The organism is Paenibacillus sp. F4 (genome assembly GCF_002894905.1).
In the GTDB taxonomy this organism is placed as follows: domain Bacteria; phylum Bacillota; class Bacilli; order Paenibacillales; family Paenibacillaceae; genus Paenibacillus; species Paenibacillus polymyxa_B.
Genome location: NZ_POVS01000008.1, coordinates 89,493 through 103,321, shown reverse-complemented (window position 1 = coordinate 103,321; position 13,829 = coordinate 89,493). Strand labels below are relative to the sequence as shown.

The 13,829-nt window shown below is 46.0% G+C and carries 16 protein-coding genes and 1 pseudogene; 1 reads left to right on the top strand and 16 read right to left on the bottom strand.

Translation table 11 applies throughout. From position 1 onward, the window contains the following. Window positions 1-66 precede the first annotated feature (66 nt). Both C1T21_RS06280 and C1T21_RS06275 read right to left on the bottom strand, forming a co-directional pair. Window positions 67-1,152 carry a saccharopine dehydrogenase family protein gene (locus C1T21_RS06280; RefSeq protein ID WP_103047641.1) on the bottom strand — a complete coding sequence of 362 codons (1,086 nt, stop codon included), beginning with the start codon at window positions 1,150-1,152 and terminating at the stop codon, window positions 67-69. Beyond that, window positions 1,139-1,954, bottom strand: a complete 816-nt coding sequence (locus C1T21_RS06275) for a class I SAM-dependent methyltransferase (RefSeq protein ID WP_103047640.1) — start codon at window positions 1,952-1,954, stop codon at window positions 1,139-1,141. Before C1T21_RS06275 ends, C1T21_RS06280 begins: the two co-directional genes overlap by 14 nt. Before the next feature lie 173 nt (window positions 1,955-2,127). Here C1T21_RS06275 and C1T21_RS06270 point away from each other — a divergent pair, with 173 nt between their 5' ends. After that, the gene (locus C1T21_RS06270; protein WP_103047639.1) at window positions 2,128-3,219 is read left to right on the top strand and encodes a LuxR C-terminal-related transcriptional regulator; all 1,092 of its coding nucleotides are present in this window, start codon (window positions 2,128-2,130) and stop codon (window positions 3,217-3,219) included. A gap of 76 nt (window positions 3,220-3,295) precedes the next feature. Here the strand turns inward: C1T21_RS06270 and C1T21_RS06265 are convergent, their stop codons facing one another. From C1T21_RS06265 to C1T21_RS27780, 14 genes and pseudogenes are all read right to left on the bottom strand, one after another. Further along, window positions 3,296-3,475: a hypothetical protein gene (locus C1T21_RS06265; protein WP_013309345.1), complete on the bottom strand. Its 180-nt coding sequence runs from the start codon at window positions 3,473-3,475 to the stop codon at window positions 3,296-3,298. A 77-nt stretch (window positions 3,476-3,552) separates the two neighbouring features. Then, complete coding sequence (locus tag C1T21_RS06260; RefSeq protein WP_103047638.1) at window positions 3,553-4,554, bottom strand: NAD(+)/NADH kinase; 1,002 nt, start codon at window positions 4,552-4,554, stop codon at window positions 3,553-3,555. Next, window positions 4,551-5,612, bottom strand: coding sequence for an SPFH domain-containing protein (locus C1T21_RS06255; protein WP_103047637.1), 1,062 nt, complete (start codon window positions 5,610-5,612; stop codon window positions 4,551-4,553). The genes C1T21_RS06260 and C1T21_RS06255 overlap by 4 nt, the downstream gene beginning before the upstream one ends. Window positions 5,613-5,782: 170 nt before the next feature. Next, on the bottom strand, window positions 5,783-6,448 hold the full coding sequence (locus C1T21_RS06250; protein ID WP_103047636.1) for an HD domain-containing protein: 666 nt from the start codon (window positions 6,446-6,448) through the stop codon (window positions 5,783-5,785). 252 nt (window positions 6,449-6,700) lie between these two features. Further along, window positions 6,701-7,735, bottom strand: a complete 1,035-nt coding sequence (locus C1T21_RS06245; RefSeq protein ID WP_103047635.1) for an NAD(P)/FAD-dependent oxidoreductase — start codon at window positions 7,733-7,735, stop codon at window positions 6,701-6,703. Between the two features lie 153 nt (window positions 7,736-7,888). After that, on the bottom strand, window positions 7,889-8,392 hold the full coding sequence (locus C1T21_RS06240; protein WP_103047634.1) for a hypothetical protein: 504 nt from the start codon (window positions 8,390-8,392) through the stop codon (window positions 7,889-7,891). 24 nt (window positions 8,393-8,416) lie between these two features. Next, window positions 8,417-8,866 (bottom strand): hypothetical protein, encoded by a 450-nt coding sequence (locus C1T21_RS06235; protein ID WP_103047633.1) that lies wholly within the window; start codon window positions 8,864-8,866, stop codon window positions 8,417-8,419. Between the two features lie 29 nt (window positions 8,867-8,895). Next, on the bottom strand, window positions 8,896-9,417 hold the full coding sequence (locus tag C1T21_RS06230; RefSeq protein ID WP_103047632.1) for a GNAT family N-acetyltransferase: 522 nt from the start codon (window positions 9,415-9,417) through the stop codon (window positions 8,896-8,898). 38 nt (window positions 9,418-9,455) lie between these two features. Beyond that, on the bottom strand, window positions 9,456-10,460 hold the full coding sequence (locus C1T21_RS06225; protein ID WP_103047631.1) for a phosphotransferase family protein: 1,005 nt from the start codon (window positions 10,458-10,460) through the stop codon (window positions 9,456-9,458). 2 nt (window positions 10,461-10,462) lie between these two features. After that, window positions 10,463-10,954 (bottom strand): 8-oxo-dGTP diphosphatase, encoded by a 492-nt coding sequence (locus tag C1T21_RS06220; RefSeq protein WP_103047630.1) that lies wholly within the window; start codon window positions 10,952-10,954, stop codon window positions 10,463-10,465. 265 nt (window positions 10,955-11,219) lie between these two features. Further along, window positions 11,220-12,374 carry an aldo/keto reductase gene (locus tag C1T21_RS27785; RefSeq protein ID WP_223822031.1) on the bottom strand — a complete coding sequence of 385 codons (1,155 nt, stop codon included), beginning with the start codon at window positions 12,372-12,374 and terminating at the stop codon, window positions 11,220-11,222. A 36-nt stretch (window positions 12,375-12,410) separates the two neighbouring features. After that, window positions 12,411-12,872, bottom strand: coding sequence for a hypothetical protein (locus tag C1T21_RS06210; RefSeq protein ID WP_103047629.1), 462 nt, complete (start codon window positions 12,870-12,872; stop codon window positions 12,411-12,413). Between the two features lie 11 nt (window positions 12,873-12,883). After that, window positions 12,884-13,312 (bottom strand): GNAT family N-acetyltransferase, encoded by a 429-nt coding sequence (locus tag C1T21_RS06205; RefSeq protein WP_103047628.1) that lies wholly within the window; start codon window positions 13,310-13,312, stop codon window positions 12,884-12,886. A gap of 300 nt (window positions 13,313-13,612) precedes the next feature. Continuing rightward, a pseudogene (locus C1T21_RS27780) lies at window positions 13,613-13,827 on the bottom strand (hypothetical protein); the annotation flags it as partial. Between the last annotated feature and the right edge of the window lie 2 nt (window positions 13,828-13,829).

Here is a 13,829-nt window from a genome sequence, read left to right as displayed (position 1 = left end):
TATCCGCAATACATTGCTGAATAAGCTTGGATTATATGAGAGTCCTTTATTAAAATATATGATTTCCTATGCTTGCTGTCCGTTCACCTGAATATCTACGGATACTTGCTGCCCCAACCAAGCCTGCATGCGATTCCACGAAAAAACCTGCTCCATGTGAAATACACCATATGGAAGTTCTGAACGGTACAGGGCGAGCGCTGCAAAGTCGGCTGCCTTAGCGGTTAAATCAGACTGATGGTGGCCCCTTAGCCGGCATTCAACCTTCGTCTCCTTGCCATTGAGAGTTCCTCGAGCATCTACCTTGACCGCTACAGCATTCCCTCCTATATGTACCTTGCCAAAGCTGCGAACCACCGCATCACGCACGGTTTGCTGTCGGAGTAGACCTGATACTCCTATCGTTCGAAGCCCTGCCAGAAGCCGGGTGGTCAAGCGCGAATCGAAGCAAAGGCGTGTGCTAACCGTAGGAACTTTGAGCGTACGAGGAAGTGTCTGCTGATCCGAAAAAGGAAATCGATACGCCCGATGACGACCCACTCCTGCACCAAAGTCTGCCACTATGCCGTCGGTAAAGCTTTTTCGAGTCACAGGGCGTCCCTGTTCTATAACCTCCAAATCGGCATGAATCTGATCTACTGTCCACTCAATGGCAGCCTGACCGTGTCGATCTCCCAAGCCCAGCATCAAAGATATATTCAACTCATCCGTCTGATCCATGAGCTGTGTCGCTTGCAGTGCCAACAGATTGGTCAGTCCCGGAGCTAATCCTACACTTAATAGGGCTGTGGCCTGATAAGCTCGGGCCTCCTGATGACACTGCTCCACCTGACTCAAAAAGTCCGCATTCGCGGTAATATCCATGTAATGCACCCCATGTTGAAGGCAGGCACGTACCAAGACCGTATTGTCCTGATCCAGACACATGATCACCAATTTGGCTTGCTCTAATATCGACGGGTCCATCGGCTCATGAATATTAAGCTGCAAGGGCCGTATCTTACCATTCGATTGTCTACTAAATTCAGTGGCACGCTCCAGACTGCGACCTGCGGCAAATACCTTGCCGGGAAACATTTCACTTAACTCCGTGCATATAATTTTTCCAACATGGCCATACCCGCCAATGATGATGATGTTATCCTTTGTCATAAGTCGTCTCTCCCTCTTTAACCGCAAACCATGCATTTACTAAAAAAGCACCATAATACCGGGTGATGTGGGTAAAGCCTGCATCTATCAACAGTTCCTGTATTGCCGCATTGGACACCGGGTTTGACTCACGACCGATGGAAGCAGCGAATCGTTCCCAATCCTCCAGTGAAATGCCCTGACTCAGCATATGACCTTTCCACGCCTGCATTTGGATGGAAAAAGAGGGCTCCTGCGGATTACCATTAATAGAAGCTAGACAAAGAGGTGCACCCGGCTTGAGTCGAGCGGATATCTGGCGTAGCAATGCCTGTTTACTTTCCAAGCTCTGAAGAAAATGAAGCACCAGCAGGCAGGTTGCAGCGTCATAGATTGGTTCTCTGCATGACTCTTCGCCGTGCTTTTCATGCTGTTCTCCAGGCTGTTCTCCAGACAACTCTTCCAACGTACCTGCAACAAACGATATTTTTGAACTGATGCCCGCATGTGTCACACGCTTACGTGCCAAATCCAGCATGTGCTCAGAGGGATCAACTGCCGTAAAGGACCATGCTTCATGGCGCCCTCCGAGTGTTATCAATTCCTGACCGCCTCCAGCACCGACAATTAGCACATTTGGATCTATATTTCTAGTATGAGCTTGTGCCTCAAGCTGTGCGGTTATCAAACAGTCTGTCATCTCATACAAATGAGCATATCCAGGTATTTTTAAAGCAATCGTATCCGCGTACTTATGCACATTCGGATGATTCCAGCTCATAGGTTGGTTTGAGTCCGTATTTCCAATAGGGGTATGTCTCATATGTGCTTTCCTCCAAACATTTAGCCTTGATCTTCTCAGACCATTCGTTTATTGTAGATTTTATTAAGAATCATTCTCAATTATAAATACAATACGAATATCCACCATCCCATAAATGTGGGATTTAAATAAGCGCGCTTGAGAATCTCCAGCTTTCACGATAGGAGTAAATGATGAACGCACACTACACGCAATTTGCACAGCTTAAGGACGCCCGACAGCAAATCATTGATCTGGGGAAAAAAGCACCTTCATCCCTAACGTACAAGCACACCCTAATCGACCGCTTGCGTACTCAGATTGCTTTCGATGCGGCGTGCTGCACCTCAGTAGATCCGCGTACGCTGCTTTCCACGGGGGCATTTACAGAGTCGGGTGTGGAGGACATTCATAACAAACTGCTGGAATACGAATATCTGCATGACGATATGATGAAATATGATCAGTTGGTGCGAGAAGGACAGTCTGTAGCGACGCTACATGGGTCTACACAAGGCCAACCGGATCGGAGCACACGATATAGAGATGTTTTGCAACCCGCCGGATTCGGGGACGAGCTACGTGTTCCATTTATGTACAAAGGGAGCTGTTGGGGATTTCTTACGTTGTTCCGTCATCATGGAAAGCCTGTATTCAGCGAGGAAGAGCAACAACTGCTTGAAGCATTAGCGCCGTCCATAGCCTACCATCTGCGTCAGGCCAGTGTCGGTTTATCTCCAGCCCCTGCCATGACCACGGAAAATGAACTTGAGCCAGGGATTCTAATGCTTTCCGATAAGCTAGAACCGATCTCGTCCAATACAGTAGCAGAGCAGTGGCTACAGCTGCTTCGGCAGCAGGAGGGAATCCATGAAGACAGCCTTCCGGCTCCTGTCCGGGCGGTATGCTTGCGAGCGCTATCCACTGCCACTGCACCAGCCCGACTATGTATCCCTTCCGCAGACGCAGGAACCCCATGGGTAACCATCAGAGCCACCCTTCTGCAAGGCGGACAGGAGCATACGGGCCAGAAGCAGCTAGCCGTATGGTTTGAGGCTGCTAAAGCAACTGACATGCTACCGCTTATGGCCGAGGTGTACTCATGGTCCGAACGAGAGAGACAAATTGTCCAACTCATTGTTCAGGGCTTTTCGACCAAGGAGCTGGCCAGCGCACTCCATATTACTGCCTACACGGTGCAGGATCATCTGAAAGCAATTTTCTTGAAAACAGATGTAAGCAGCCGCCGTGAGCTAGTATGGAAAGTATATTCTAGATTCAATTAACCTATGTAAAGAAGACAGATGACCCGATTAGAGATCATCTGTCTTTGCATCACTGCTCTATTTGGACGCAAGAGCCTTATTTCTTCGAAGAGGAGTTCGTATCATCGTATGACACTGGTGAGGGCTTCGCAATCCATTCATCAGCCTCAGGCTCGATATCCACGCCATTTTCCAGCTTCGTTTTCTCCATCAAGGAATCTCCGTCCTCGTCCTTCTTGTTGCGGATTTTCGCTTCGTCTTGAGTGTGGTCGCTCATGTTGATTCCTCCTTTTTTAATTTCATCTGATGGTTGTACCTTACTCATAATTACCCATTGCCGTCTTGTACAAACCTCTACACGACCAGATGCCCTTTTTTCTCCGCTGGTCCAATGGTCGCCTCAATGCCAGCATTAAACTCCAGAAAGTCGCTTTCCACTCCATCGCTGAAAATAACTCCATTTTCCGGCATCTGCGATGCAATCCGTAACGGTTTTTGGGCTGCTACCTGACCAAACACAAGATCCGCAGCAGTCGTTCGACTGGGGAAGGGTTCTCTCACCGTAAAATAAAGCGATGGCAAACTCCAGGTTGCACGATGATCATGACTCGTTCCGTCTGCTGCCCCTTCCTGACTGAAGGCTGCATCTGGCATCAGCTGGCCTGGAGTCAGCGAGATTGGATGCCGTGTAGCACTGCCAACAATCCCGGCCGCTCCAGCAAGCACGCTGGTCAGCCAGCCTGTCGCTCCCAATCCGGTTGAAACGATAATGCCGCTGGAGGATTGCTGCTCTACCTGATCCTCCAGTCTTAGCTCATATCTCGCGGAGACATGAGTTTTGCGCCCAATGAATAAATCATTTACAGCATACAAGGATTGGCCATCATTTAATTGGGCCTTAGCCAGTGTAACTTCCTTAATTGGGCGTCTGTGAACGAATACATCCGGCACCACCCAGCGCAGGTCGGATACAGTAAACGGCAGTAATACCCCGTCCCAGCGCAATGGATCTGGATTCACACCGATAAGCGGCTGCTCAGTCAAATATTTTAACGTGTTGGCTACCAGCCCATCCTGACCCAGTACCACCACTGTATCCTGCTCACCAAAAATAAAGTTCGGCACATGCTCCCGCTCCACAATCTGAACTCGACCCAAAGCCGTTAACTCCGACGTAGCCGTTGCCACCGCCCTGCGGTAATTTTCGTCCTCCAGCACATAATCACTGAAATCCGCACCCAACCGTTCCATAAAGAAGCGAGCCTGCTGCACCGTATTGTATCGGACAATCAGTTCCTCCAGTCGCGTTTTACGCTTCACCAAAATGATCTTCTGCTCTGTCATTCGGCTGCTCATCGTGTTCTTCCTCCAGACCCTCTCGATCCTGCTGATCCGTTTGCTCCCGTATCTGACATGAGACCTTGCAGCAGATCCGGTGTAATATTCAGCTGACCGATTTTCCCTGCATTTTCTGCAAGCTCCTGGAATGCTATCGCAATTAGCTTATCCGGGCTCATATCCATATTGGCCATAGCTTGAAGTACGTTCGGCTCAACATCCTGCAACGATTTCATAACTGCTGTCAGCTCATAGGCCTTGGCATCGGCTTCTGCCTTTTTATTCGTTACGGTCAGCTCAATCAGCTCGCGTTTTTTCTCCTCCAAGGCTGTGTCAAATCTTAGCTGTTCCTCTTTCATCTCGCTTTGCTTTTGCTTCACAGAACGCTCGGCATCGAGTTGAGTTTCGCGGATTTGTTTCTTTTTCGTCTCTACTGCAATCTCAGTGTTCAGCTCGTTTTCCTTCACACGCCGCTCTTGCTCAATAGATGCATTACGACGCTCATACAAAGCATGATCCGCGTTGCGAAGAATCTCTTCCCTCGCTTGAGCCTCCAGCGCTCTCATCGTCTCCTTATTGGGTAGAATCGCCAAAATCGACAGCCCCATAACCTCAATGCCGAGCTTTTCCATTTCCGTATGCTGTGCAATATCCTTCGTCATGTTTTGGGCCAGACGTTCACTGGACTGAACAGCTTCTTTGAGCGGGACACGCTCCAAATATTTTTTGGTAAGCACCTTGGCGATGTTAATCACCCGTTGGGCCAGCTTGCCCGGATCATCCGAAATATAGCGTCGTTCCTTCAAGTCATACGTATAGTTTAAAATCTGTGTCGTTCTCCGGTAATCCACAATTCGATAAGTCAATTGCCCCTGCACCGTCACCGCCTGAAAATCATTCGTCATATCCTCAAACATGAACGGTACATCAATGGAAGAGACAGGCACGACGACGACCGAGGTGGTCGGGGCGTAATAATAAAAAGATAATCCAACACCCTCCCGAACCACCTTCCCGTTTTTCACCTTCATCACATATTCACTGGGCTGAAATTTAACAAAATTAAAGCCAAACATAGCCGCTTCCCTGCTTTCTTTATAGTTTATAATATTTTGTTATTATCATTTTGTTATTAACAATAAAATAACACACATTTTCGATAATATCAATATGACATTTATAAAAAAATAAAGGCCGTTTCCCCTCCGATATACTCGGTTAGAGGAAACAGCCTTATTGAAACACTTTATTTATCATCCACATTCCATTCTCTATAAAATTGCTCCAAGTACATCTCCATCCATTGATGCCGAACTTCCGCCAGCTCTTGAGCATAAGCGGTATTCATTAAATCCTTGAGCTTGAGCAGTTTTTCGTAAAAATGGTATATGGCACTTTTACCTGCGGCACGATACTCATGCTGTGAAAAGTCTTTATCCGGGTGATGCATCATACTGCCTTTTGAGCCCGCATACATAAAGGTTCTTGCAATCCCAATCGCTCCAAGAGCATCCAACCGATCCGCATCCTGCACAACTTGACCTTCCAGCGTCTCCATAGGCGGGTTTTGTCCACCATTGTAGGACATCGTAGCTATAATAGTCATCACGTGCGTGATTACATTCGGATCGCTGATATGCAGAAGCAGCCACTGCTCTACTTTATCCAGCCCGGCTTGTTTGGAATCATTTAATTTTTCATCCGCTACATCATGCAGCAGTGCTGCCAGTTCACAAATAAACGAATCTGCGCCCTCTTTGGCAGCAATTTTAAGGGACAGCTTTCTCACCCGGTCAATATGCCACCAATCGTGACCACTGTGGTCATGCTCCAGCTGTTGCTGTACATACGGCTCCGCCTTTTGAATAATATCTGCCATCATCGCTTCCTGTTGCTCTGTTCGTCTCTTCATATGTCACCTTTCAATCCCGTCCATACTTTCTATGGCAGGTTCATTTAATTTTTCAATGCTTGTCCATTTGCTTACTACGAATCATTCTTCATTTTATTCTATAGGGTGTATGCTATCCAACCTTTAGAACGAAAAGTCAGTAACCTGACAAAAAAAGAACCTCCAAAACCACATCAATCGTAGTCGCGGAAGTTCTTTTACATTTCCCCTACCCTATCTCTAATCCTATATAACTTAATTCCGTATCTTACTCTACTCCACGACACCAAGCTCGCGGTTCTTCTCCTTAAAGCGGCTGTTATGAGAAGAAACATATGCCGCTTTGTCAGCTGCCGGATCAATGTACAGCTTCGCGCTGTTCAGCGCAAGGGCGGCATCTGTGAACGCACCGGCAATCAGATACAGCTTACTTCCGTACTCGACAAAATCGCCTGCCGCGAAAATCCCCGGCAGATTCGTTTCCAGCTTTTCGCTCACTCGGGCATGCCACTCACCCATATCCAGCCCCCAATCCCGAAGCGGACCGAAATCGGATTTTAGTCCATGATTTACGATGACTGCATCGACATTCAACACCTGTATTTCGTCCGTATCTACATGACTGATCGTCACCTGTTCAATCGTCTCTCCATTGTTGCTATGTAGCTGGCTCACCGCGTATGGTGTGAGAACACGGACCGAAGATGATTTCATACGAGCTACATTTTTCTCATGTCCGCCAAAGTGATCCCGACGATGTACGACGGTCACACTCGCCGCAATAGACTCCAGCTCATTCGCCCAATCCACCGCCGAGTCGCCCCCACCGGAAATCAGGACGTGCTTGCCCCGGAATGGCTCCAGCTCTTGTACAGTATAATGCAGGTTCGTAACCTCATAGCGGTCCGCCCCCTCAATCTCCAGCTTAGCCATTTTGAGAATACCATAGCCTACTGCCAGAACGATCGTGCGTGTCCAATGCTGTTCCCCTGTGGCAGAAGTTAGCAGGAACGTGCCATCCTCTTGCCGATCCAAACCAGTGATCTGCTGTCCCAGCACAATGGTAGGCTCGAACGTCCGCGCCTGCTGCTCCAGCTGATCAATCAGCTTTTCACATAAAACCGGGGTAACCCCCCCGACATCCCAAATCATCTTCTCTGGGTATATGCGCATCCGTCCGCCCAGCTCATGCTTGGCTTCGATCAGCTTGGTCTTCATATCTCTCATTCCACTGTAAAATGCGGTATACATACCGGCAGGACCACCGCCGATGATCGTTACATCATATAATTCCAAGGATACTGTCACTCTGCAACTCTCCCTATCATAGCGTAATATGTCTGCTCCTATTATAAGTGATAATAATTATCAATATCAATTAAGAAATAAAAACATGACCATTACAGAGTTTTTCGTGACCTTGGAACTATATTTTATAGATTTATATGGCCGATACTTTCGTTATTCTCGTATGTTATGCAAGGATTGCTGCACTATCGCATGCAATGCTTTTTCATTAAGTCCTGTCTGTACAAATTGAAAACGATGATCTGCCAATCTCTGAACTCGGTCTATGATCTGCCCCAGATGATAAGCCGTATGCTCCACCACATGGTATACGTTATACATATCTATCGCGCCCGTATTGTCCATTGCTGCACAGAAAGATGAAAAAGCTTCTTCAACTTCATCCATAAGTTGTTCCTTGTTTTGCATGGAAGGTATAAAGCTATCCTCCATTCCTTGCTTGTATGTAATCGTCGGATCTATGAGCTTGGCTGCGTTTCTACGCACATGCACCATGATATGGTTGATGGTCCCACCAATACTGTTCGTTTCCGCCTCACCAATACGCCATAGCACCTGTTCATCCAAAAGCCCAATGCATGCCCGCAGCTTTACCAAATATTGATCGTACATTCTGTGCTTGGATATGATTTTAAACTCATGCATAGAAGACTCCATATTTTCATTTCCTCCTTCGTCCTATCAAGTGAATTTCTCAAAAAAATTACTTCCATCGATCATCCAATACTGTTCAGGTGAAGGTACCTCGTTCAAAAAGTTTTGATATTCCCCTTTCCACCCCGCTGGGACATAGTGTTCAAACGAAGCTGGCTCAGGAAATAGCGAATAGAGAACTTTCTCATCAAAGTTAACATACAGAGCAGGACAGAACTCCAACAATTCATCCTGATGCTGAATAGCCTCATCCAGCAACTGGAGCATTGAAGTTAGTTCCCCAGTAGCCACCTTATATTCACAGATGTGATCCAAAAATGCGCCCGCTGTGGTTTCATCCAAAACAGGGATACCAAACCGTTCCTCCATCTCGGTATTCAAAAACCAATACTCTCTTTCCGTCACATACCAATTCCATTTCCCTTCAAAAATAACACCAACAATGATGTTTTGCGCATATTCAGGCCATAATTTCATGAGCTTCTCGCATTCCCCCTCTTTCTCACTCACAGTTCGATCCAAAACCGGTTTACACGGTTTCCGTCTTCCTCTATGTAATCCTTGTCCGGCGTTCCGCCGTTTTGTATGATTGTTTTTTTGGAGGCAATATTATCGGAGTCGCATACGACCAGGGCTCGAGAAATCCCCAGCTCCTTTGCTTTTTCTAACGCCAAGGCCAGCATTGTAACAGCGTACCTGTTCCCTCGTGCAGAAGGACGGATACCGTAACCGATATGACCTCCGGCATTCATTAGGTGTTCGTTAAGGTCATGTCTGATATTCACTGCTCCCACAACCTGTTCATTCGCATTCACAAGCCAGTATGTTGAGCTTTTGACCCAGCCTTCAGACAGGTTCATTCCATTTTCCTGATTACTTAAAACCGTCAGCATACCTTCAAAATCGTACGGCTCTACAGAGATCACCCAAGGTACCATATGCTCCTGACTCTTTTTCCACTCCTCATAAAATGAAAGATAAGCCTCCTTCCAGTCCTGATCCGGCTGTACCAATCTGACGGTCTGCATCCACTCACGGCCTCCTCTTTAAACGTTCAATTCATCTGCTATTGCTTATATTCAATATCCATGAATTTTTGCGCCCAATCTGCAAAAGAGAGCTTATCATCCCAAGTGACTAGCTTCATCGCTTTGGCACATCCCCAGTTTAGAACCTGCTGATGCAGCATATGCACCCGGAAACGCTCAGTAAATCCTTCTTTGGCTTCCATCCCTTGTGCGTAAGCAGTAAGAAACCCTTTTGCCAACTCTTCTTCGCCGTTCTCCAGATACATGGTGGTTATTTTCGGAAGGTCGGCAACCCCGTCCCCAAAATAGGCTGTCGTAAAATCAAAAAGACCACTGACTCTCCAGCCCTTATACCCATTCTGGACAAGGAAATTTTGCGGTTTAAAATCCCCCATCACAAAGGTGGCAGCTTCCAGCTGATCGAATGCTTGACGGGAACCTTCCAATATTTCCTCTACCCATTCCATATCCTGTACAGAAATGTTCGAGTATTTTTTGGCATCCTCTAGCCAATATCGAATTCGCCCATACAACCATACTCGATAAGAAACTTCAAAAGGACGAATGGCTAGAGTTGTTGTATCCAGCTCTCCACTGTTCTTAACCTTCCAGCTATGAAGCTCCAACAGAACAGTAGCAAGCATTTCAGCCATTTGCTGTTTATCCAGCGAGGTCAGCTTTGCTTGCAACTCAGGTGTATGTATATGCTGACCGTATAGACGGGGCATAACTGCATAGCTCCAGCCAAAAATGTCCTCCATATGATCCACAAGATACGGTGTTGGCACGGGAATTGAAGTCCGTGTCTGTATTTGCTCCACCATAAACTTTTCTTCTATCCATTGCCCTAGAAAAAGCGGGTTCCCCTTCAGCACAAACTGCCCAGCCGTTGAGGAAACATAGAGGGTTTGCCCTAGGACACCTTCTGCCGTTTTTTCGTAAGACAGCAAACGTCCCAAATCAAAACGATTCAGCATCCTTTGCATTTGGTCATTTGTTACCTCGCCTAGCCGATTAGACGAAAAATAAATGGTCGTCGTCATCTCTACACACCATAGCTCTTAATCGTTGCTTCCAGGGTTTCATCCGTATCTGCCAGCCAAACGAAACTAACCTCAAACGTTCCCGGCTCGAAAAACAATGGAAATCTCCGCTTAAACCAATCCTGCATCGGCAGATTTAACGCCTCCTTCATATCGACCCACAGCAGTTCCCCCTCGGGGGGATTTTTTAATAGTTCACCTTCAGTGGCTGTAGCCAAATAGTTAAAGACCATATATCTCAGCCCTTGCCTTGGATCACAATATTCGTCGATTCCTTTAAATACAATTTCCGTAACGGTTAAGCCTGTTTCTTCCTTTACTTCACGAATGGCCCCATTCACAATGCTTTCTGGAAACTCTACTTTTCCTCCTGGAGCAATATAACCCGGAAACCCCTTTCGATTGGGTCTATTCATAAGCAATACCTTGCTTCCGTCTTGAATCATACACATGGTATATATTTTGTGTGTCACTTCTGTTGTCAATCCGATCATACCTTTCTTTATTCACGATTCACTATAATCTAGCTTAATTTCACACCGACAAACTGTGGTTAAATATGGCATTTCTCATACTTTAACTCGTTATTTTGTAGAGCGCAATAACTCTAACCATAGACTAGATTAGAAGACTCATGCCTAAGTCGGTCAAAATCAGCAAAAAAAGACCGCCTTTCTGCAAAGCCGTTGGTACTACCAAGCGACTCCAGAAAGGAACGGTCTTATCCTAAACTTAATCTTCATGCCAATACTCAGTTTTCTAGGCATGCCCCGGATAACGAGAACCTGCTGCGAAACCTTTGGGCGAAATACGCTCGATCTCTTGAAGCTCTGCTTCCGACAAGGAGACCTGTAGAGCACCAAGATTTTCACGCACTCTTTCCAGTCTCTTCGTTCCCGGAATCGGAACGATATGGTCGCCTTGCGCCAGCAGCCATGCCAGCCCCAGCTGAGCAGAAGTACAGCCTTTCTGGGCAGCCAGCTTTTCGATCAGGAGGACAACCTCTAGATTTTTGTTGAAATTCTCGCCTTGGAAGCGTGGGAAATGACGGCGATAATCATCTTCTGGCAGATCGTCAAATTTCTTGATCTGTCCCGTGAGGAAACCTCGACCCAGTGGACTGTAGGGTACGAAGCCGATTCCCAATTCGTCCGGTTGGTCCGTAATGCTTGCTAAAGAATTAATATCATAGGAAACGGCCTCCACAGCGCCAGGGATTTGAAAGGAAACCCGATTCACTTTTTTGAGCTGGATATGATGTAGCTTCCACATGGTGTCAAACTCCATACTTTCCACACGCAGCCGTTCTACCGTCTCCTCAAACCAAGTATCTCCTAAATACTTGTCATAATAGGTTCTAAAAACAGCCACCGAATAGGACGCAAATTCTTCCCAGTTAACCATTCGACGACGTAATTCGGAATCCATGAACAATAAACGAATCATGACACGTTCAGAAACGGACAGGGAAGAAAAATCGGTAATGACCTCATTCGCCGCGCTATTCCAAGCAAGCACTTCCGCTTTCTCATTGCTGATGAAGGAAGGATAGGACAACTGATCAATAATATGTTGCCACTGTGGATTCAGCCTTGTATGGATAGGAGAAATCGCAACCGTCTCATTGGGGTTCCACAATTGAATTAGATGCGCTCTCTCATCATGGGTTAATTGTAGAGTTCCTCCTATACTTTCGATAATCTCCTTAGATGCTGTTACTTCTCTACCTTGTTCCAGCCATGTGTAATACGTCGCACTGACACCTGCCAGCATAGCAACTTCTTCTCGGCGAAGTCCCGATGTTCTTCGCTGGCCCTGTGAAAGTCTAAGACCTGCCTGCTCTGGTTGAAGGCGATTTCTACGTGATTTCAGAAAAGCACCCAACGTTTTGGATTTACTATAATCATTAGACATGTGTCACCTCTTTTCCAATCAATCTCCATAGAACGATCACAGTCCCTCGTCAAACAACTGCAGACCTATGATTTCAAAGGCGACACCATCACCCGCCTTAACGTTGACATCACCATTCATTTCTTCAGAATCCAAAATAAACGTAGTGTCTCCTACTACAATCTCCAGACATTCTATCTCGCCTGCTTCGCCTTGCATCACTTGATGTATCGTACCTTGAATCCAATAGTCGCCTAGCTTTGATTGAGGTCGAAAAATCCCTGTCTCTTCAGTAGACTTCAGCCTTCTGAACCCCTCTATACTGGATTGAGAAGTCTCGACCGAAATTACACAACCGGGAATCATCTTATTCAAGCTTTGTTCATACGGGACAACATACGCATATCCCGAGGTCAGTTCATGCCAAAAATATGTCCAGTAGCCGTATACTTTTTCCTCGCCAATACTACGAATGATGATATGCTGATCTTTATTTATTTCCTTGATCTGTACGCGCATATATAGAGTCCTCAGTAGATACTTTTCTTATAATAATAGTGTTTAAAGCCTCTCGGAGCATCGTCAATAACACCAACGACTTCATACCCATGCTTTTCATAGAATTCGGGCGCTTGAAAAGTAAAGGTATTAAGTTGTATAAAATTACACCCTTTTTCTTTAGCAATTTGTTCAATTTCACCAAGCAGTTGTGAACCGTAGCCCTTTCCTCTGTAACCCTGATCTACCCACAAAATATCAACCTCCACCCAGTTCCAACATAGTACACTTAGGAGACCGCCCATGACCTGACCGTCTTCATCTTTGAGCGTAAGATTAATCTCTTCGTATCGGGTTCGAATATCTGCTGGGACGTATTTCGCATTAAACTCAATCAACTTGTTTCTGACTAAACGCGCTTCATCCCTACTACTTCGACTCATCTGAGGTTCCAGCGTCATGGCATAAATCCTCCAATTTGAAATGATTACTAGCACTTACTGATTTCAATATATAAAATAATATGGTTAAAATACTTTCATCTTCCTACTGTTATATATTGTATATACTTTTCTATGTTTAGTCACATGAATCATTTAAACAGATAAAATTATTCCGATCTATATAGCGCAGATTGAAAGTCGCTCCCTGGATTCATGTAAAATATTTAGTAAACGTAAAAAGCAGTTGCTGGTTTAATAGACCAGCAACTGCTTTTTATTCCTATGGATTTAATTGAAATGATTTTATCGTCTTGCTGCTTATGAAGCACTGGCTGGAGTCAGCTTGCCGCCGCAAGAGAAAGTAATTGTCTCCCCGTTCAACCAGTTATTTGCACTCTCACCCGCGTCATAATAAATAGTGTGTCCATTATCCACGATGTTCGAGAGTTTAGCATCACTGTCTGTGAGAGTAGGTTTAGAGTAACCCTTAGACCAAGCGGATCAATCTGCCAGCCCCATTCCGATGAAGACAGAT